Source organism: Clostridium zhoujianii, assembly GCF_051590805.1.
In the GTDB taxonomy this organism is placed as follows: Bacteria; Bacillota; Clostridia; order Clostridiales; family Clostridiaceae; genus Clostridium.
The window spans coordinates 940226-960678 of record NZ_JBPUTF010000001.1; the positions used below are offsets into that span (position 1 = coordinate 940226).

The 20453-nt window shown below is 32.0% G+C and carries 29 protein-coding genes; 28 read left to right on the forward strand and 1 reads right to left on the reverse strand.

Annotated elements, in window-relative coordinates:
* The first annotated feature begins 2 nt into the window (after positions 1–2).
* The 9 genes from bet (at position 3) to ACSYT2_RS04430 (ending at position 6123) form a co-directional block, all read left to right on the forward strand.
* Positions 3–953 carry a phage recombination protein Bet gene (bet, locus tag ACSYT2_RS04390; protein ID WP_438383721.1) on the forward strand — a complete coding sequence of 317 codons (951 nt, stop codon included), beginning with the start codon at positions 3–5 and terminating at the stop codon, positions 951–953.
* 12 nt (positions 954–965) lie between these two features.
* Complete coding sequence (locus tag ACSYT2_RS04395; protein ID WP_438383722.1) at positions 966–1553, forward strand: HD domain-containing protein; 588 nt, start codon at positions 966–968, stop codon at positions 1551–1553.
* 11 nt (positions 1554–1564) lie between these two features.
* Complete coding sequence (locus ACSYT2_RS04400; protein WP_438383723.1) at positions 1565–1990, forward strand: single-stranded DNA-binding protein; 426 nt, start codon at positions 1565–1567, stop codon at positions 1988–1990.
* Positions 1991–2001: 11 nt separating this feature from the next.
* A complete protein-coding gene (locus ACSYT2_RS04405) occupies positions 2002–2154 on the forward strand; it encodes a hypothetical protein (RefSeq protein ID WP_438383725.1) in 153 nt (50 codons plus the stop codon).
* Between the two features lie 30 nt (positions 2155–2184).
* A complete protein-coding gene (locus ACSYT2_RS04410) occupies positions 2185–2847 on the forward strand; it encodes an ERCC4 domain-containing protein (RefSeq protein ID WP_438383726.1) in 663 nt (220 codons plus the stop codon).
* Positions 2848–2934: 87 nt separating this feature from the next.
* Positions 2935–3111, forward strand: coding sequence for a nucleoside triphosphate pyrophosphohydrolase family protein (locus tag ACSYT2_RS04415; protein WP_438383728.1), 177 nt, complete (start codon positions 2935–2937; stop codon positions 3109–3111).
* Positions 3112–3137: 26 nt separating this feature from the next.
* Positions 3138–3287, forward strand: coding sequence for a hypothetical protein (locus tag ACSYT2_RS04420; RefSeq protein ID WP_438383729.1), 150 nt, complete (start codon positions 3138–3140; stop codon positions 3285–3287).
* A 3-nt stretch (positions 3288–3290) separates the two neighbouring features.
* Positions 3291–3515: a hypothetical protein gene (locus ACSYT2_RS04425; RefSeq protein ID WP_438383731.1), complete on the forward strand. Its 225-nt coding sequence runs from the start codon at positions 3291–3293 to the stop codon at positions 3513–3515.
* Positions 3493–6123 carry a CHC2 zinc finger domain-containing protein gene (locus ACSYT2_RS04430; protein WP_438383733.1) on the forward strand — a complete coding sequence of 877 codons (2631 nt, stop codon included), beginning with the start codon at positions 3493–3495 and terminating at the stop codon, positions 6121–6123. The genes ACSYT2_RS04425 and ACSYT2_RS04430 overlap by 23 nt, the downstream gene beginning before the upstream one ends.
* 47 nt (positions 6124–6170) lie before the next feature.
* On the opposite strand, the gene ACSYT2_RS04435 is transcribed toward ACSYT2_RS04430, so the two are convergent.
* Complete coding sequence (locus tag ACSYT2_RS04435; RefSeq protein WP_438383735.1) at positions 6171–6305, reverse strand: zinc ribbon-containing protein; 135 nt, start codon at positions 6303–6305, stop codon at positions 6171–6173.
* An 80-nt stretch (positions 6306–6385) separates the two neighbouring features.
* Between ACSYT2_RS04435 and ACSYT2_RS04440 the strand changes: the two genes are divergently transcribed.
* The 19 genes from ACSYT2_RS04440 (at position 6386) to ACSYT2_RS04530 (ending at position 20440) form a co-directional block, all read left to right on the forward strand.
* A complete protein-coding gene (locus ACSYT2_RS04440; RefSeq protein ID WP_438383737.1) occupies positions 6386–6688 on the forward strand; it encodes a hypothetical protein in 303 nt (100 codons plus the stop codon).
* 1 nt (position 6689) lies between these two features.
* A complete protein-coding gene (locus ACSYT2_RS04445) occupies positions 6690–7031 on the forward strand; it encodes a hypothetical protein (protein WP_438383738.1) in 342 nt (113 codons plus the stop codon).
* Positions 7031–7513 carry a hypothetical protein gene (locus ACSYT2_RS04450; RefSeq protein ID WP_438383739.1) on the forward strand — a complete coding sequence of 161 codons (483 nt, stop codon included), beginning with the start codon at positions 7031–7033 and terminating at the stop codon, positions 7511–7513. The genes ACSYT2_RS04445 and ACSYT2_RS04450 overlap by 1 nt, the downstream gene beginning before the upstream one ends.
* The gene (locus tag ACSYT2_RS04455; protein WP_438383741.1) at positions 7513–7668 is read left to right on the forward strand and encodes a hypothetical protein; all 156 of its coding nucleotides are present in this window, start codon (positions 7513–7515) and stop codon (positions 7666–7668) included. The genes ACSYT2_RS04450 and ACSYT2_RS04455 overlap by 1 nt, the downstream gene beginning before the upstream one ends.
* Complete coding sequence (locus tag ACSYT2_RS04460; RefSeq protein ID WP_438383742.1) at positions 7669–7791, forward strand: hypothetical protein; 123 nt, start codon at positions 7669–7671, stop codon at positions 7789–7791.
* Complete coding sequence (locus ACSYT2_RS04465; RefSeq protein ID WP_438383744.1) at positions 7788–7940, forward strand: hypothetical protein; 153 nt, start codon at positions 7788–7790, stop codon at positions 7938–7940. The genes ACSYT2_RS04460 and ACSYT2_RS04465 overlap by 4 nt, the downstream gene beginning before the upstream one ends.
* 4 nt (positions 7941–7944) lie before the next feature.
* Entirely contained in the window at positions 7945–8388 is a 444-nt protein-coding gene (locus tag ACSYT2_RS04470) for a DUF722 domain-containing protein (RefSeq protein WP_438383746.1), read from the forward strand.
* Between the two features lie 648 nt (positions 8389–9036).
* A complete protein-coding gene (locus ACSYT2_RS04475) occupies positions 9037–9627 on the forward strand; it encodes a terminase small subunit (protein ID WP_438383748.1) in 591 nt (196 codons plus the stop codon).
* Positions 9628–9792: 165 nt separating this feature from the next.
* Positions 9793–10353: a recombinase family protein gene (locus tag ACSYT2_RS04480; protein WP_438383750.1), complete on the forward strand. Its 561-nt coding sequence runs from the start codon at positions 9793–9795 to the stop codon at positions 10351–10353.
* Between the two features lie 41 nt (positions 10354–10394).
* The gene (gene terL, locus ACSYT2_RS04485; protein ID WP_438383752.1) at positions 10395–11903 is read left to right on the forward strand and encodes a phage terminase large subunit; all 1509 of its coding nucleotides are present in this window, start codon (positions 10395–10397) and stop codon (positions 11901–11903) included.
* Between the two features lie 27 nt (positions 11904–11930).
* The gene (locus ACSYT2_RS04490) at positions 11931–12149 is read left to right on the forward strand and encodes a hypothetical protein (protein ID WP_438383753.1); all 219 of its coding nucleotides are present in this window, start codon (positions 11931–11933) and stop codon (positions 12147–12149) included.
* Complete coding sequence (locus ACSYT2_RS04495) at positions 12142–13809, forward strand: portal protein (protein WP_438383754.1); 1668 nt, start codon at positions 12142–12144, stop codon at positions 13807–13809. Before ACSYT2_RS04490 ends, ACSYT2_RS04495 begins: the two co-directional genes overlap by 8 nt.
* A gap of 40 nt (positions 13810–13849) precedes the next feature.
* On the forward strand, positions 13850–14113 hold the full coding sequence (locus ACSYT2_RS04500) for a DUF6275 family protein (RefSeq protein ID WP_438383756.1): 264 nt from the start codon (positions 13850–13852) through the stop codon (positions 14111–14113).
* 97 nt (positions 14114–14210) lie between these two features.
* A complete protein-coding gene (locus tag ACSYT2_RS04505; protein WP_438383757.1) occupies positions 14211–15011 on the forward strand; it encodes a hypothetical protein in 801 nt (266 codons plus the stop codon).
* A 20-nt stretch (positions 15012–15031) separates the two neighbouring features.
* Positions 15032–15859 carry a major capsid protein gene (locus ACSYT2_RS04510; RefSeq protein ID WP_438383758.1) on the forward strand — a complete coding sequence of 276 codons (828 nt, stop codon included), beginning with the start codon at positions 15032–15034 and terminating at the stop codon, positions 15857–15859.
* Between the two features lie 10 nt (positions 15860–15869).
* Positions 15870–16094 carry a hypothetical protein gene (locus ACSYT2_RS04515; RefSeq protein ID WP_438383760.1) on the forward strand — a complete coding sequence of 75 codons (225 nt, stop codon included), beginning with the start codon at positions 15870–15872 and terminating at the stop codon, positions 16092–16094.
* A gap of 55 nt (positions 16095–16149) precedes the next feature.
* Positions 16150–16740, forward strand: a complete 591-nt coding sequence (locus ACSYT2_RS04520) for a hypothetical protein (RefSeq protein ID WP_438383762.1) — start codon at positions 16150–16152, stop codon at positions 16738–16740.
* Complete coding sequence (locus ACSYT2_RS04525; protein WP_438383763.1) at positions 16727–18457, forward strand: hypothetical protein; 1731 nt, start codon at positions 16727–16729, stop codon at positions 18455–18457. Before ACSYT2_RS04520 ends, ACSYT2_RS04525 begins: the two co-directional genes overlap by 14 nt.
* A gap of 9 nt (positions 18458–18466) precedes the next feature.
* Positions 18467–20440, forward strand: a complete 1974-nt coding sequence (locus tag ACSYT2_RS04530) for a metallophosphoesterase family protein (protein WP_438383765.1) — start codon at positions 18467–18469, stop codon at positions 20438–20440.
* The last annotated feature ends 13 nt before the right edge of the window (positions 20441–20453 follow it).

Sequence of the window (20453 nt, forward strand, 5' to 3'; positions counted from 1 at the left end):
ACATGAGTGGAGCAATACAAAAAGTAAGTTATGAGGCTGGTGGTCAGCGTATAGATCTTACACCAGCAACTGTTAAACAGTATTTAGTTAATGGTGATGCAAGAAATGTCACAGATCAAGAAGTTGGTATGTTTTTAAAACTTTGTGAAGGTCAAAAGTTAAATCCATTCTTAAGGGAAGCTTATTTAGTAAAGTATGGTAATCAAGCAGCAACAATGGTAGTTGGTAAAGATGCATTTACTAAAAGAGCTGAAACTAATGAGAATTATAAAGGCACTGAATCAGGTGTTATTGTAGTTAATTTAAATAATGAAATACAAGAAAGACAGGGAACATTCTATCTCAAAAATAGAGAGGAGCTTGTTGGAGGATGGGCCAAGGTTAAGTTTAAAGATGGTAAGGAAGATGTTTATAATACAGTAAGTTTAGATGAGTATATAGGACGTAAGAAAGATGGCTCAATATCATCTATGTGGAATACAAAGCCAGCTACAATGATTCGTAAGGTAGCTTTAGTCCAAGCACTAAGAGAAGCTTTCCCAAATGCATTAGGGCAAATGTATACAGCTGAGGAAATAGATATTCAGGAAGAACTTCCTACTGATGTAGTTGATCCACAAGAAGAGCAGAGAAAAAATGAATATGTTCCAATGCCTCCTAAACCTGCAGATAAGAAAACTAAGCAGCAAGTTATGCAGTTAGCAGCTGAAAAAGATTTGATGGTTGGAGAAGGTAAGGAAGCAGATATAAGTAAGTTAGAAGCATTAGCAAAGGAAAATGGTGTTAGCCTAAGAGGAATGACTCAAGAGCAGGCAACTAATTTAATAGAGGCATTAAGAAATTATCAAGAAATTCATGAAATTAAGGAAGAAGACATTGAGCCTGTAGAAGATGAAACTCCTGTAGTTGAGGCGGAAGTTGTTGAAGATACAGACGAAGATGATCCATTTTAGGAGGAATTATATATGGCAGATAAAGTTCAAAAAAACAGAGAGAAGATACTAAGTCTTCTCTCATCAGTTAAAAGACCAGGTATGCAAAAGTTGATTGAATGGATAGAAGCTAAGAGTGATTTCTTTGTAGCCCCTGCATCAACGAGATTTCATAGTAATTATACAGGTGGATTAGCTGAACATAGTTTGCTAGTTTATGAACGATTTAAGGAAAAAAATGTACAGTATGATTTAGGATTTAGTGAAGAAAGTGAGATCATTTGTACTCTTCTACATGATATATGTAAATGCAATTTTTATGTTGCCAGTACTAGGAATAAAAAAGATGAAACAACAGGTCAATGGATTAAGGTACCTTTCTATAAAGTAGAGGATGAATTACCACTAGGTCATGGAGATAAGTCAGTAATTATGTTGCAAAGCTTTATTAAGCTTACGAAAGATGAAATGTTAACTATAAGATGGCATATGGGTGGATACGTAGCTCCACAAGACTATAACACTTGTAGTGCTGCTTGGAATATGTGCCGAGGTGCAGTTTGCTTACATACAGCTGACCTAGAGGCAAGTTATATGTTTGAGCAACACATTGAATATTAGGAGGTCTAAGTATGAATAACATAAATCTAATTGGAAGACTTACAAAGGATCCAGAACTAAGATTTGCTCAAGGAAGTGGTACTGCAGTAGCCAGATTTTCATTAGCGGTAACTAGGAAGTTTAAAAAAGATGAAACAGATTTTATTAATTGTGTTGCATTTGGAAAGACCGCAGAAACAATTTCTCAATATGTAACTAAAGGAAGACAACTAGGAGTATCAGGAAGTTTGAGAACTGGAAGTTATGATGCTCAAGATGGTACAAAAAGATATACAGCAGATGTTGCAGTTGAGAGCTTCACATTTGTTGGAGGTGGCAATAATGAGGGGAATAATAATCAAAGTAGTTATTCAACACCAGGAAACAACAACGATACTTTCGGTAATGGAAACTATGATGATATAACTCCTGTAGATGATGGAGATATGCCATTTTAAAGGAGGTAGCTATGAGAGTTAAAGAAATTTGTTCTCCAGGAGATTTGGGGAATGATATTAATAAATGGCTTGATGAAAATAAGAATATAAAAATAATGGATATCAAATATTCAGCATTACCAGACTTTTCAGGAGCATTGATAGTTTATGAAGAAATAGAGTAGGTTAAAAGCTTACTCTTAAGGAGTGATAAAGTGCAATATAGGTTTACTGATAAAGAATTAAAGGAGATACTAGATAAACTAGTAATTCTGGTAGATACAAGAGAGCAAGCAAATTTTCATGTTACAGATTGGTTAGATAAACATAAGAAAAAGTACAAGACTCAAACACTGAAATACGGAGATTATAGTTGTTATCTTCCAAATGGTAGCTTCAAAGGACAGGAAAGAGATATTTATTTCACTAATGATATTGCTATTGAAAGGAAATTCTGCATTGATGAATTGGCAATGAATCTTAAAGACAATAAAACAAATATCAATGAGGTAAAAAAAGAAATTGTAGAATTATTTGGAGAAAAATACTTAGAAAAAGTTCTAAAAACTGATTACAACAGGTTAAAGATGGAACTTACAGCAATGAATAAATATGACATAGAGTTTTTTATATTTCTTGAAGATAAGGATTTTGATAGCAATATTGCATCAGGCAATTATAGATCTCAATATGATAAGTTTAAGCTATATGCAAGACTTAAAGCTTTAGAAAGAGAATTTTGCACAATTATAAGACCTATAAGCAAAGCAGTTATCGGAAGAGAAATATATTACACATTACATTATGGAGTTAGAAATGTTCTGAAGAACAAGGGCTTGATAGAAGATTGTATATGGGAGCGTGAGAATATTGAATGAAATATGCAAGGATGAAGAAATTGTTATATGTCAAAAGGCAATAAATACATTTGGCCAATCAATTCAATTAGTTGTGCCATGGAGGAAATGGCAGAATTAACACAAGCTATCTCTAAATCAATAAGAGGTAAGGAACATAATGTTGAGGAAGAGATTGCAGATGTGGAAATAATGTTGCAGCAATTAAAGATTGTGTATGACCATGGAAAGGTTGAAAAAATAAAACAATCAAAGCTTAAGAGATTAAAGGACCTGGTATGGTAATTAATATATTTATGAGGTGATAGAAGATGTATCTAGTAAGGAGCATTGACGAAATTATTAATACTTCAATAAATAACATAATATTAAGATTTAACTTTGAGGATAAAAAGAGAAGGAAATATCAAAAGAGGGTTAGAAATAGACAAGCCCTATTTTTAAAGATGAAAGGAAGATAAATTATGAATTTGTTAGCTTTGAAACAGAAATACAATAAATGTCTTGAAAGAAATAGAAAAGCAGAAGAGTTTTTCAAAACTCATACAGTTCAACAATGTGAAAAAAAACTTGAGTTATTCAATGAAGTTGTGAGGCAATTAAGTCTTCTCAAAATTGCAATAGAAATAGTTTCTGGGAAAAAGCTAACAGATCATGAGATATTAAATGGTTTTGAACCGAGGGGGTGATAAGGTGAAGGAATTACAAGATATAGATCTTAAGCAACTAATAGAAGATGAAACAGGACAAAGATTTAATCGAGAAGGTTATATAAATTGTCCTTTTCATGCAGATAAGACTCCTTCATTAAGTGTTAAGTTCTTTCCTGATGCCAATAAAGAGAGATTCAAATGCTGGGGATGTGAAGAGAAAGGTGACTCATTAGATTTTATTATGAAGTCAAAGAATTGCAATATAGTAGAAGCTAAAAAATATTTAGGGTTATCTGTTGAGAAAACAATAAAAGAAAAACATATAGAATCGATTAAAGAATATATAAAGTGGCAAATGGAAAAGCCTTTAGAACAAAAGGGATGCAAAAAGGGATTTGAGTTGATAGGTATCTATGAATTTGTAGGAACGAATAACAAACCTTTGTATTACAAAGCTAAGTTTCTAAAACCTAATGGTAAAAAAACAGCAAGTTATTACAGTTTTAAAGAAGATGGAAAGGTTACTAGTCTGAGACCAGAAACAGAAGTTCCATATAACTTACACAATGTATTACAAGGAATCAATGATAACAAGGTCGTAGTCTTTGTAGAGGGCGAGAAAGATGCCAATATGATTAACAATACCTTTAGAAATAATAGCTATGTAGCAACCTCTATTAAGGGTTGTAAGGACTTATCTATTATCAATGATGAGAATATAAAGGTATATGTATTAGGTGATACTGGAGAAGCGGGAGATAGATATAAGTGGAAAATTCATAAAGAATTCTTCAAAAACTCAATTGAATTTAAGTTTATTAATCTACCAGGTATCAAGCAGTTAGGAGACAACAAAGATGTAACGGATTGGATTGAAGCTGGACATAACAAGAAAGATTTACTTAAAGCGTTTAGTAGAAGTCTAGATTTAAAAGATAACTATGAGTTACAACAAGACAGTAAGGGAATATATAAAACTATTGTTAAAAATACTGAAGAAGGAGCACTGGAAAGGAAAATTTACCTAACTGATTTCACATTAAAAGAAGCTGCAAGACTTGTATTTATTGATGAAGAAATAGAGGGTGTTAAGTTGAAATTAAAAAGCTGTACTGGTGATCTAATAGAGAGAACAGGTCCTAGTACTTCCTTTGATGATGTTAGGTCATTTAAAAATTTCTTAGGTACATTAGATCTTTCTTTTAAAGGTAGAATAGATGATTTAACTGAGCTAAAGGGTTGGATAAACAGATATTGGGCTATAGAAAATGAGAGTATCTTTAGTGGTACACAATTTATAGCAGAGGATGAAGGACTTGCATTAGTAACTAATGAAGGTGCAATAAAGGATAACAATATAGAAACTAATAAGAAATCCGATAAAAGTGATTTTATTTCTATATGTGACATAGAAGAAATTAGTAAGAAGGAGCTTATTGAATTAAAAAAACATATATTTAAATTTGCATCTGCAGATAAAAGTATTTCTATAATTGGGACTATACTTAATAATTTATGTGTCTATCAAAATATAAGTGTAAAAGCCTTTCTGCATCATTTATTAATTGTAGGTGAAAGTGGTTCTGGTAAATCTACAATCCTCCAGAATGTTGTAGCAGCAATATTAAATTATCCAAGGAAGGATATAAAATCGATAGGATTAATTACACCATTTGCATTGATAAAGGAACTTTCAACAGGTAATTATCCAATTCTATTTGATGAATTTAAACCTAGTTTACTTGATAGATATAAAGTTCAAAAAATAAGTGATACTTTAAGAAATTCATATGATAGATCTACAGTATCAAGGAGTGACAAATCCTTTACAACGACAAACTTTCAATTAACTAGACCTATAATAATTGCAGGTGAGGAAAGTTACCCAAACAGGGAGAAGGCCCTCATAAATAGAAGTGCTATAGTTTATCTTTCAAAGAATGAAAGAACCATTGAGAATACAGAGGCTATGAAGTGGATTATAGCAAATGAAGGTATACTTAATAAGTTTGGAAGAAGCTTGATTAATGAGGCTATCAGCTTATCAGTCGAAGACTATAAGGATATTAGAGAGAAGATTAAAGACAGGTATAAGAATCTTAAAGATAGGCCCCTGAATACTGCTGTCAATATAGCTACTGGAATAGAGATTTTTAATATTCTACTAAAGAAACATAAAATTAAAGAACTTAAGAATTATGAGAAATATATAATTCAAAACATCAATGAAGAGATTTTAGATGGTGGAGAAGATACTAAGTCTACAGTAGAACAAATGATATCTCTTTACAATGAAATGATTGAAGATGGTAGAGCATTGGACCCGAAAGAAGTAATTAAAAAGCAAGGAAGTTTACTTTTCATAAGAACAAATGAAATGATAAATCAAATCCATATGTTTGTAAATCAGGTTGGATCAGCTGAAATAATACCACTAAAAGCAAGCGATTTTAAGAAGCAGGCTAAGAAATCAGGTTATTTAGTAAAATTAAGTTCGAAAAATATAAAAGTTTCAGGTGTGCAAACAAAGTTTGATGAGTATAACGTTAAAAAAATGAGGGCTCTTAATGTTGATGCAATAATAGAGCCGGAGTTAGTAATAGTAAGCAGTGAAGAACAGAAAATAATAGAAGGTGTATTCTGAGGATATTATAGCCATAAATATAAAAGGAGCATATAGCTCCAATTAAATCAAGGCGTAAATTCAGTGTTATTACATTTTGAACATGGTGGAAGTGTATCAGTATCATCGTCAAGATGTTTTGGTGCTTGACATTTTGTACAGATATAAATACCTTTGCCTGGTTTTTCTCCTGTTGTAGCCATATTATCACCCCTTTACTGTAATAATTATACAATAAAAAGGATTGAATTACTATATTTTACAATAGAAAGGATATGTTAAATTGAATAAATTAAAATCATGGCTAATTAATAAACTTGGAGGCGTTGAAAAAACAATTGAAATGCCACTAAAGATAGAACATTACGAAAAAGAACTGAGAAGGATAGGAGCTTGTATAGAAATGAGTTCTGATGAAGTATTATATCATACAAACACTGGAAAGTTAGAAAAGAGAGTTAAAGAAAAACTATCTTATTGTTTAGCAGTAGAAATTCAAAAATATATAAATGTTAAGAATATATTCGATGGTGGCAATAACACGTATATATTTAATACAAATATTTATATGAGAGAGAGTGATTGATTTGAAAAAACCAACTTTAAGAGAGCAGATAGCAGAACTACAGAAAGAGAATCATGATTTAAAAATTAAGATGGATAAAAAAGGATTGACAATAAATGATAAATACAAAGTAGAATCAGAAGAGTCAAATGTTATTATTTATGAAAAACGTATTCCAAAAGTAAATGAGGGTGAAGAACCTAAAGAACCTAAGTGGCTTCCTATAAGTTATCATCCTAACTTAGAAATGGCCTATAGAAGTCTTATGACTAAAGAAATCAATGGGACAGGCCTTAAGGATATAGAAACAGTACTTGATAAGATAAGTGAGCTTAAAAGCTTTATTAAGGAGGTTACTAGGTAGTGGAGTATATAACAGTAGAACAGTTTAGGGAGCAACCAGAAGAAGTGCAGAAGGTATTCTTAGATTGGTGGAAACCAATTTTAGGAGATATATTTAACATAGAAATGGTGGTTCAAGAACAAGATATTTATAATGGGATACCCTATGATATTTGCGACAACTATATCACTGTAGTTGACCATAAAACATTAAAATATGGTGATGGATTTGTAAAGAATGGGTTAGATGGAGTAGTAACCCCATTATTTACAGAAGGGCAATTAAGGAAGTTTATAGAGGATAAGACAAAGTGCGTTATGTCATCATCATGGGATTGCTGGAGCAGGGACAATGGAATAGAAACATTTGATTACAGATTCCATTTCTCTAATTGGGACGGACTCGCTAAAAGTCACAATGCTATAAAGTTGAAAGAATGTACTGATATGTTTCAAGCATATTGGAAAATTGCTTGTATGGTTGCTAAGGAGGGGTTAAGGTAGTGCAGGAAAGTGAACAAAGAGCATATGATTCATTAAGAGCTGAATTGGAAGGTGCTAACAAGGAGATAAAAAACCTTAAAGAAAAGATAAATGCAAGTGAGCTTGAGAATACAAGGCTGAAATGCATAATAAAGATTTTTGCTGAGGTGATATAAGTGAAATGCCTTAAAGCAGAATGTAGATGGAATTGTAACGGATGGATGTGTGTTAAATCAATACCTAAGCCTGGAATTTATGTATTTAAAGATGGGAAGTTAGTAAAGGGGGATTGTAAGTGAGTATAAATTTCAAAGAAGTTTATGGAGATAGAATAGCTGAAATTAACAATCAGATAAGAGCAGCAGTCAAAAAGAAGGGCTGGAAGGTTAAAGCTCAACTGGAAGCAGAGAAACAAAAATTACAGGATAAGATTGAGCAAATGAGGTGATACTTTGGATAATTCTTTTAAAGAAACAGAATATCAGCTGTACAATTACAAGGATATAGATACTTTAAACAAAATAGCAGATATAAAGATAAAGATGCTCAAAGATGATGTATCACTTAAGGGTATAAGTTATGAGGAAAAGTCAGCACCTACTAATTCATTTCATTCAGATGTTGAGGGGGAAGTAATTAGAAGAGAAGAACATAACTCTGAAAAAATAGACAGGCTTAAGCATGAAAAAGAAAATAGAATTAAGATGAAAGAGTTAATAGAGCAATCCCTTAATGTATTAGATCCAACCGATAAAAGGTTAGTTGAACTTAGATATTTCAGCAAACCAAAGAAGAGCTGGCAGAGTGTAGCCATTGACTTGAATATGTCTATAGAGAATTGCATAAAGTTAAGAAAAAACATAATTTCCTTATTGTCAAAGTTTATTAATATATGAAATGAAGCTAGTAGATTTAGTTCTACTGGCTTTTTACTTTATCTAAGGTTACCTTTTAGGTTACTTTTTTTATAAAATCTTAATTTTCGGAAATCCATCAACAAAGCCATTTACAGGCAATCAAGTGTTGAAAAGTTACCTTTTTAGAGTTTTTGGTAACCAATTTGGTAACCGTATCAAAGTGGCATGGTTGTGTCATTTGCTTATATATTATATATATAAGTTACTAAAATAAAAAAAAATATATATTATATATAAGGAGATATTCGTATAAATATATATGTATATATACACGTTACATTTTTATTTTTTGGTAACTTGGTAACCATGTACCTAGACATTAGTGATACCAATGCTTTGAGCAGTTACTAAGATTAGTAACCTTAGGTAACCAATAAATTAAGCAAAACAGGTATGAAGCTTGTTATATCAATGGATACATGCGGTTACTAAAAAAGGTAACTTTAGATAAAAACTATTGAAAATGTATAATAAAGTACTAGTTTTATGCTGAATTTATACCATTTTAGTACTAAACAAATACATTTCATATCTATTTTAAGGTGTTATTATAGTATCATAGAATAAATCAAGAGAGCATTTACTATGTAGGTGCTCTTATTTTTATATTAAAAGGAGGTGAATCTGTTGGATATAGAAAGAGATCCTAAAGATTTATTAAACCCTAGACAACAAAGATTCTGTAGAGAGTATGTTAAAGATTTGAATGCTACTAGAAGTTATAAGAAGGTCTATGGATGTGCTTATTCAACGGCTAATGTAGAAGGTAGTAAAAGTCTAGCGAATCCTAGTATCAAAGCATACGTTAATCAATTATTAGAAGAAAGAGAAAAGAGAACTAATATAACAGCAGATAGAGTCCTGGAGGAATTAGCTAAGATAGGATTTGCAAATGTAGGTGATGTAGTAAGAATAGAATCAGATGATCCTGTAGAAGAAGGTAATCCAAGACGTAATCAAAGAGTTACAATTCATGATACAGAAGATTTAAGCGAGAATGAATTAGCAGCTATAAGTGAAATTAAAAATACTAGAGATGGTATTACTATTAAGATGCATGACAAGACCAAAGCTCTTGAAAATCTAGCCAGACATTTAGGTATGTTTAATGATAAGCTTACTGTTACAGGTGATATAAATACAAATAATATCAATGCATTTAAGGATATGAGTCCGGAAGAAATAAAGGAATATATTAAATCTTTATCTAAACAGTAGTTATTTGTTTAGAATGTAGTCTAATAAAACAGATTCATAAGGTTGATATACTATTTATTTGAAATTGTTTTGCTTATTAATAAATAAATGTTTAATAAAGTTATTGACTTTAAATAAACACTTTCCTATAATTGGATTATAGAGTTTAGTGAGGGGTGTTTATTAATGAATATAGCATATGTAAGAGTTAGTACAGTAGAACAGAATGAGAACAGACAACTTGAAGGACTCGAAAAATACAATATAGATAAATGGTTTACTGAAAAGGTAAGTGCTAAAGATACTAATAGACCAGAACTTAAGAAGATGTTGGAATTTGCTAGGGAAGGAGATACAATCTTTGTTTGGGACTTTTCAAGATTAGCTAGAAGTACAAAGGATCTATTAGATTTAGTGGAATTAATGCAGCATAAAGGAATACACTTAAAAAGTATTAAAGAGAATCTAGATACTTCAACACCTACAGGAAAATTAATGCTTACAATGATAGGTGCTATAAATGAATTTGAAAGAGCTAACTTATTGGAAAGACAAAGGGAAGGTATTGCAATAGCTAAAAGAGAAGGTAAATACAGAGGCAGAAAGAAAATTGATTATCCTTCAAATTGGAATGAGGTCTATCCAAAGTGGAAGAGTAGAGAGCTTACAGGAAATAAGGCTATGGAATTACTGGGACTAAAGAGAAATACATTTTACAATCTTATAAAACAATATGAAGAAGATTAGCTTAGGCTAGTCTTTTTATTTTACCTAAGGAGGGTTGCTATATGAATAAAAAAGAAATACTACTGGAGCAACTCACCTTGGAGTTATGCAGGAAAGACTTCTGGGAGTACTGCAAGTACATTGATTCGGATTTCTTTAATGATAAGATGTGGCATCTTAAAAAGATAGCTGATGCTTTTCAAGAGATAGCAGATGGTAAGCTTAAGAAGTTAGCTGTATCTATAGCACCAAGAGCAGGTAAATCTTATATAACATCAATGTTTTGTGCTTGGATGTTAGGAAGAGATGTTCAAGGTTCTATAATGAGGAACTCTTACGCTTCAACATTGGCTCAAAAGTTCAGTAGAGATATAAGGGATGGAATACTTCAGAAGCCTGCATATAAAAAGATATTTCCAAATGTAGCTATAAGTAGATTAAGTTCTGCAGTAGATGCATGGAGCCTTGAAGGTAATACTCAACCATCTTACTTTTGTGCTGGTACTGGTGGAGCAATAACAGGGGTAGGGTGTAAAACTGTGGCCATACTAGATGATCCTATTAAGAACATAGAGGAAGCTTTATCACCAACAGTTATAGAGAGTGTATGGAATTGGTATACATCAACTCATTTATCAAGACTTGAAAAGGGATGTGCTGAAATACATATAGCTACAAGGTGGAGTTCTAAGGACCCTATAGGTAGGCTTACTGATAAGTATGGTGAGTTCTATATTGAGGATATGAAAGTAATATGTATACCTGCATTGATTGATGGGAAGTCATATTGTGAAGAAGTTAAGACAACAGAAGAGTATGCTCAAATAAAGAAAGTAACACCAGACTTTATATGGGAAGCTGAATATATGCAGAATCCAGTTGAAACTAAGGGACTACTTTATAATCCATCAACTCTTAAGCGGTTTAAAAAAGCAGATATTAAGGGGAAAAGTCCAGATGGGATTATTGCATTTGGTGATACAGCAGATAAGGGAACTGACAGTCTTTCTTTTCCTGTGGGGCTTATATATGGCAAAGATGTGTATGTTAAAGATGTTGTATTCACTCAAGAACCTGTAGAGATATCTGAACCTTTAGTTGCGGGTGCTATTATAAGGAATAAAGTTGAGGCAGCAAGATTTGAGGCTAATAACGGAGGTCATCAATACTCAAGAAATATAAGAAGACTTATAGAAGGTGAATCAGATTGTGTTGTTATTTCTAAAATGAATATGCAAAATAAAGAAACACGTATTTTGATGGAAAGTGGCTATGTTAAGGAACATTTCTATTTTTTAGATACTGAAGATATAGAACCTGGTAGTGATTATGATAGATTTTTTAGGGAACTTACAAGCTATATGAGACTTGGAAAGAATCCTCATGATGATGCAACTGATAGTATAACTGGATTATCTGAGTACTCAAAAACTTTTGTTTGTACTCCTAAAAGTGAAAATCAGGAAGAATACGATCCTATCTATGGATATGATCCAGAGGATGAATATGACGAGATGGTAAAAGAAATTACAGGCGGCAATATCAATGATGAAATATTTGATTGGAGTTGATTTAAGTTGATTACATTAGAAGTACCGTTGTGGCTCGTACAAGCCGTTATCTTTTTTATAGTGTTATGTATTGGCTATACCATTGGAAGGACGTCCACACGGGCAAGAGGACAATTAAACGAAGTAACAAGCGAAGAAGATGATAAAAAGGAGATAAGGCTTAAAGAAATGAATGAGGGTATGGCAAATATAATGAATTATGATTTAGATGTAGCTATGGGAACTAGAGGTGATATGTATGAGTGATAGTCCTATAAAAGAGTGGAAACTGTATGAGGCAGGTAAAAGCTACAATGGGAAGTTGGACCCTCCATATTATAAGACAGTTGATACAAATATAGACTTTTACAATGGGAACCAGTGGAAGAACTTAAAATCTAATGGTATGCCTACTCCTGTATTCAATATATTAAAGCGTGGAGTAACATTCTTTGTATCTTCTTTAATGAGTTCAAGGACAAAAGTACAATATACACCTCTAGAATATAGAGAGGATGCTCAGTCAGAAGATGGAACTCCAAGTACTGCTGATATAGCAACAAGTGAGGTAGACAATCTATTTGATAAGTTTAAGATGGATAATAGAATAAGAGATGCTTTATTTGATGCTGCTGTAATGGGAGATGTAGCAGCACATATTTATTTTGATCCAGATAAGAAACCTTACAATGGTCAGTTTGAAGATATAATGGGAGAAATAGAATTTGAGCTGGTAGATGGAACTAATGTATATCTAGGAAATGCAAATAATCCTATAATTACAACAAGTACTCAACCATATGTAATTATAAGTGGAAGAGATCTTGTTAAAAATTTAAAGCGTGAAGCTGAACTTCATGAGCAACAAGACTCAGAAATAACATCAATTCAAAAGGATAGTGCTAAAGAAGATATGCCAGGATCTAAAGATGAAATTGATATTGAATCAGATGAGTATGGAAAAGCTAACTACATAATTTATTATAGGTATGATAAGGATACAAAAACTATAAAGGTTACAAAGTGTACTGAAAAAGCTTATATCTACAAGGATATAGATACAGGACTTAGTTATTACCCTGTAAGTTGGCTTGTATGGGAAAAACAAAAGAATCAATATCATGGTAGAGCAGTTTGTACAAGTATGATACCTAATCAAATTTTTATTAACAGAATGTTTGCTATGGTTATGTATCACTTAATGATGAGTGCGTTCCCTAAAGCTGTTTATAATGGGGATGTAATTAAAAGTTTTACTAATGAAATAGGTTCAGCAATAAAAGTAACTGGAATGAATCCAGGGGATAATATTAAAAACTATGCTTCTTATATGGAGCCTGGTAATATGAGTAATCAAATTGTACAAGTGCTGGAACTTGCAATTAAATATACCAAGGAAACTCTAGGAATTAATGATGCAATGATGGGAGATGTTAATCCTGAAAAGACTTCAGGTAAAGCTATTATTGCAACAGTTAATCAAGCAGTTGTTCCTCTAGAAAATGTAAGGGCGAACCTCTATGAATGGATTGAAAACATAGGGGTTATTTTATTGGACATGATGGGGACTTATTACGGTGAGAGACCTATGGTTCTTCGTGGAGTTGGAAGTAGTAGAGAAGTTATTGATTTTAATTTTGATGCTCTAAAAGATACTTATTTAAGAAGTAAATGTGATGTTGGTCCTAGTACTTACTGGAGTGAATTAGCAGCAGTTGAAACCTTGGATAATTTATTTGAAAATGGGGCTATAGAACTAATTGAATACCTAGAGTCTATGCCAGATGGATATATACCTAATAAGCAAGAATTAATAGATAAGATTAAAACAAGAATTGAGGAAGAACAAAGAGCACAGGAATTACTGGGACAAATGAATCTACAGGGAGGTGTGCCTCCAGTAGGGGATATCATACCAGCTAACTGAATTGGTGCTTAAAGTAATTTAAATTAAGGAGGAAAAAGGAATGAATGAAAAAGAATTTTTAGAATGGTGTAAAAAAGAGGTTTGTAATTATACGAATAATCACTTAGATAAGTCAGATAAAAAGGAAATTACAACAGATGATGTATTTATGGTATGGGGTTGCAAAACACTTCAGAATAATAAAGCACTACTTAGTACTACTTTATTTGATGGAATGTATTATGAGTGTACTTACAATGGAGATAAAAAAGAGATGTATGTAGATGCTTATAAGAAATGGGAAAACTACAAGGTTGAAATCTAATTAAGTCTTAGGAAACTAAGGCTTTTTATTATGCCCTAAGCAAGGCAATAAAAGGCTTTATTTTTATGCCAAACCATAGGCAAGGAGGAATTTGAAAATGAATGAAGATGAAATATTAGAAGTTGAAACTGACAAACCAGAGTCAGAGGACTTAGATTTAGGATTTGAAGATGAAGTTGACTCAGTAGAGGACACCGACCAAACTGAGGAAGCTACAGAAGAAAATCAAACAGAAGAAGAAAATCAGGAAAATATAGAGGCTAAAGAGGAATCGAAAGAAGATACACCGACAATAAAGGTTAAATTTAATCATCAAGAGATGGATTTACCTTTAGATCAGGCACAAGAGTATATTCAGAAAGGTATGAATTATGATAAGATTCTAGGTCAATTACAGGAAGTTCAAGATAATCAAGGACTACAGTATCTTAATGACTTATCGCAAAAAAGTGGGATGTCAGTTGATGAAATGGTTAGTCATTGGAGGCAACAAGAAGAACAGGCTGAAATTGATGAACTTGTACAGAAAAATATTCCACCTGAGTATGCAAAGGAAATGATTGAAAATAAGAAATTTAGAGAAGAGCAGTTAAGAAAAGAAAAGGAAGCTGCGAAGGAAAATGAAAGTCAAGCAATGTATAAAGAATTTGTACAGGCTTATCCATATGCAAAAGCCGAGGAAATACCACCAGAGGTATGGGATAAGGTTGATGCAGGAGTTCCGCTTAAATATGCCTATATGGAATATGAAAATGCAAAGTTACAGGAAAAGATTAAAGTTAAAACTCAAAATGAAACAAATAAGAAAAGAGCTCCTGGATTAGGGGTTACATCTAATGGGACTGCTGAGAGTGTGAAGGAAGATGATTTCTTAGAGGGGTTTAACGAAGATTATTAAAAAAGAGGGAGATGTTATAAATGGCAATTAATTATGCTAAAAAGTATTCAGACAAGGTTGTTGAAAGATTTAGAAAAGAATCATTTACGGAGACTGGGTTAAACAAAGACTATGAATGGAAAGGTGTAAAAACAGTTGCAGTTTATTCAATTCCGACTGTCGGAATGAACGATTATGCAAGAACTGGTGATAATAGATATGGTACCCCAACAGAATTACAGGATACTGTACAAGAAATGTCGGTAAGTAAAGATAGATCATTTACATTTACTATAGATAGAGGAAATCAAACAGAACAAATGGGAGTTAAAGAGTCTGGTAAGGCTCTTAGGAGACAAATAGATGAAGTTGTTACTCCGGAAATAGATAAATATAGACTCGCAACTTGGGCTGCTAAAACAGGAATTCAAACAAATGCAACTAAGGAAGTTTTAAGTGCAGCTAATGCATATGAGAAATTCTTAGAAGCACAAGAAAAATTAGATGATGAAAGTGTTCCAGAGAAAGGAAGAATTTGTTATGCTACACCAAAATTCTTAAAGTTTTTAAAGTTATCAGATAATTTTATTAAGGCAAGTGACATAGCTCAAAATATGCTTATTAAAGGACAAGTAGGGGAAGTTGACGGAGTTGCTATTAAAAAGGCCCCTACAAGATATTTCCCAGCGAATGTTGGATTTGAGTTAATTCATCCTTCAGTAAGTTGTTCACCAATGAAACTTGCAGATTATAAAACACATGACAATCCTCCTGGAATTAATGGTTGGTTAGTAGAAGGAAGAGTAATATATGATTGCTTTGTTCTTGATGAGCTTGTAAAGGCAATATATGTATATAAAGAAGCTTAGGAGGTAGGTTATGAAAGTTTTTGTTCATAGAGAAACTGGTGAGGAAGTAAGTGTAAGTGATTCTAATTTATTTTCAATTTATGAGCGTGAAGGATATGAGGACTTAGATTTGAAAATGAGAAAACAGGAAGAAAAGGCTAAGAAGCAAGCAGAGAAGGAAAGGCTTGCAACTGAAAAATTAGCTAAAGAAGAATCAGAGAAGAACAAGAGTAAGGAAGTAAAAGATAATAAGTAACACTATAGGCCTCACCCAATAACTGGTGAGGCTTATTTTTGTATAGAGGTGTTTTATGAATATAAAGCAATTAAAGGATAAAACAATGCAAATTATAAGGGAATATTCAACAAACGGATCTATTATTGGAAAAGGTGGAAATGCTGATTATTTGTTATCAGTTCCAACTTTTTTGAGTGAAGCTGAAAATGAAATAAGCAATAAAAGACCAATATTAGATGAAATGGAGTTAAAGGAGCCAATAAGGGCTACTAGTAAATATATTAGGTTTAAGAAGCCAGAAAGATTTAAAAAGGTTAGTGAAATTACGTGTGATGATATTCATATAGGTGATTACGATGTTTCTGTTAATGAGATATGTATCCCAAAGTCGTATATGGGGAGGGATTTGGTACTAACGTACATCAAGAGTCCAAAAATGTTTGATAATACTGTAGATGACTCTTATATATTAGAGATTGACGAAGACTTACATTATATAACAGCTTATAAAGCAGCTGGAAGCGTAATAATGGATGAGAATCAAGAAATGGCTAATAGCTTTTTAAAAGAATATCAGAGTTTATTGGGTTCTATCGACTCAATATCAACAAAGAAAATAAACATTGTAGATGTATATGGATGTGATTTTAATGGAGAAGAATAGTATTTATACATTAAATGAATTTGAAGGAATAAATGTTAGTACTGATGTATCTAAAATTAAGGATAATGAAAGTCCTGATATGTGTAATTTTGAATTAGATATTAAAGGATCGTTGAGGAAAAGATTGGGCTATAAGAAGGTTTTTGAAAGTTTAGGTAGTGGTCCAATCAATGGTCAATTTATATACAAGAAAAAAGATAATACCTCAGTGGAATTATTCACACATCAAACAAAGTTATACTCACTTGTAAATGATATGCCTACGATAATTTATGATGGATTAGCAAACTCTAAGACTATATTTTTCGTTGTTAAAGATAAACTTTATATTCTGGATGGGGAAAGCTATCTTGAATATGACGGTAAAACGGTTAAAGAACCAACTCCATATATACCAGAGATGTTTCACAATACAATGGCTATGGAGGATTTTAACCTGCTTGGTACTAGATTCAAATGTACTTTTTCGCCTAAAGCTGATGAAAAGGAGTTTGCTTTAGGTGTTAAAAAACTCAATTCAGAAGAAGTTAAAGTATCTACTGATGGAGGTGTTACTTGGAGAACTACAGGATTCACAGTTGATAGGGATAAAGGCATAGTAATGATGGATGTTGCACCAGGTGATGGTGATAGTACATTGGTAATAGAGGCTGCAAAAGATAATTCCGGTAAAAAAGAGTTTATTAAAAAATGTACTTTACAAACTATTTATGGTGGAACTAATGATACTAGAATAATTCTTAGTGGTAATCCAAACTTCCCTAATAGAATATTTAGGAGTGGATTATATGATCCTAGTTACTTTCCCGAAAATGGATTTACTGATTTAGGTGGAGATAATGACAAAATACAAGGTTTAGTTAAGCAATATGATGGATTAGTTGTTATTAAGGAAATGAGTGTATTTATGGTTAATTATGATAGTACACAATTAATCTTTACCTCAAAGCCTATTAATGATGAAAGTGGTACTTGTGCTAAAAATAGCATTCAGATAATCAACAATTCTCCAGTATGGCTAGATAGATATAAAGGGGTAATGTTATTAAGGCAAAGTAATGTTAGAGATGAAAGGAATTGTAAAATAATAAGTGATAAAATTAATAACTTGTTACTACAGGAAGAAGGTCTTGAATTTAGTACGAGCGTTGATTATCAAGGTAAATATCATTTGTTTGTAAATGGAAATGTTTATGTATATGACTACAATAGGGATTTGTGGTGGAAGTTTGATAATATTCACGCTAACACCTTCTTGATTAAAGATACTTTGACTTTTGGTGATATGAATGGTTGCATACAAAGGTTTAAGAAAATAGAAGAAAACTTTGCTTACAACGATAATGATGATCCGATCAATGCTTATTGGTATTCTAAACTGATGAATTTTAATGCTGATTACAGAGAAAAAACTGTTAGGAAAATATATTACTGTATAAGACCTGCTGATAGAAGCTCTATATCTTTATATGTTAATACAGATAATTTCAAGGATCAGTTCTTAGCTTTTGGTAGAGTAAATCTTTTTAGATTTTCACCTTTTTATTTTGAGCCATTTTCATTTATAGGAAATAGCTTGCCTTTAACTGAGGGTATAAAAGCTAAGTTAAAAAAGATAGTTTTTTTGCAAGTTAAAGTGGTTAATGATAGATTTGATGAAAGTTTAGGATTAATTAGTCTTAACTTTGAAATACAAAAAACTAGATATGTGAAATAGGAGGTTGCTATGAAACAATTAAAAATCATGCCCGATTTTAGTTTTAAATGGATTGATGTACCGGGGAATTATATGGATACCCCAGCAGATGAAACTAAGGATAAATTGGATCTAAAAACTAGAGAAATTAGAACATACTTAAATGATGTTATTTCAAAGTTAACAAGTAGAGAAGGTGCTGACTATATAGGTGCTAAAAAAAGTGATGGTACTATTGGTTCTATTCAAGAGATAATCTCGACTTCAACTATTAATGCCGAGGACTTTAAGAGATTACAGGATTTATTTGAAAGTTTAATTATTAATGGTGGTAATAGTAATGCAGAAGTAGTTGTTGCTAGAAGAGATGATATAAATAAAGTTAATTATACAACTTTGGGCGATAGATTAAATGCAGTAAATATCTTTTTAAATGAATTAATAGTTGATAACCTTACAAGTGATAATTCTAAAAAAGCACTATCAGCAGCACAAGGACAGAATCTGAAAAAGTTGATTGACAGTATATCTTTTGATAATCCTTCAAATAATGAATATTCTTCATCCTCTCTTACTGATAACTATGTATCTAGTTACAATGAATTAATGACTTTAACACCACATTATAAATATTACAATGCTGAAAGGTACGGAGATTTCACAATATATAAAGATAACAATACCGTTACTTTTAATACTACGTTAACTAAAATCGGTAGTGGTATTGTAGAGCCAGAAGTTGTTATGACCTATTTACCACCAGAATTATTTCCAGATCATCATATTTATACAACTTCACAAAGTTGGAGATTAATGGATGGTAAATTCGGAGTCTGTGCTGTTATAACAAGCCAATTTGGAACTGTTAAAGTTGATGGTGATTCTTATTTTGCAGCAGGAGCGTTAAATGATTTTATAGTTGTAAATTTCACTTATATTGTTAATCCACAGTTAGTAAAACCATATGCTGAGGCTAATGCTAAAGCAGCAATTGAAAAGGTTCTTTCTAAAAACTTTAGAGGTGTATCTAAGATGGTATGGTCAAGTGATACTCACGCTAGACCTTATTTAGGGAAAATAGTAGATGGTATTAGAAATTACAATATTTATATGTTTAAATTTTTAAATTACTTAAATTACTCAATCAATGCCTTTGCCACGATTATAAGTGGTGATGTTGGTGACGATGGTGGAGCTTATACAAGCGATATGTTGAAAGCAGACCATAAAAGCATTAGAAGGCTATGTTTACCAAATACACTTTTTGCTAGAGGTAATCACGATGGTAATAATAGGTCTACTATTCTTAATGATGGAGTTACATCGGTAGATAATTTCAATAGCTTAATTAAGGGTAAGACAGTTAATTACAATCCTGCTGATAGAGCTTGTTACTATTATGTTGATGACCAAATTAATAAGGTTAGATATATAATCTTAAATTCGTGTGATAATCCTAAAGGAACAGATTGTAGTAATTATTCATTTATGACAAAACAAGTTGAATGGTTTGGTAAAGTAGCACTTAATGTTGTTGATGATTACCACGTTGTTGTATTTAGTCATAATCCTATTTTGAATGGTGAAGATATACCTTCTCAATATGATAGAACACCGATTAATTCAGACATTATGGAGAAGATTTTGTTAGCTTTTAAAGGATCAACTAAAATTGTTGAAAGTAAGTCAGATGGAGTATATTCATATAATGTGAACTGTGATTTTACTGAAAATAAGGGTTGTAAGGTTGTAGGTTGGTTCTTTGGTCATTATCACTATGACTATATTAAAACAGTTAATGGAATAACTCACGTTGGCATTGATAGTGCTTATTATGGTGATGGTAATAGTAATCCACCAACAGAAGGTGGAGCAACTGACAATAATAGAGCGGCTGGCACTTATACTGAATTCGTTGCTGATTTAATGTGTGTTGATACTGTAAATAGGTCAGTAGACTTATTCAGAGTTGGTGCAGGAAAGGACAGGAATTTTACTTATTAAGGAGGTTTTTACA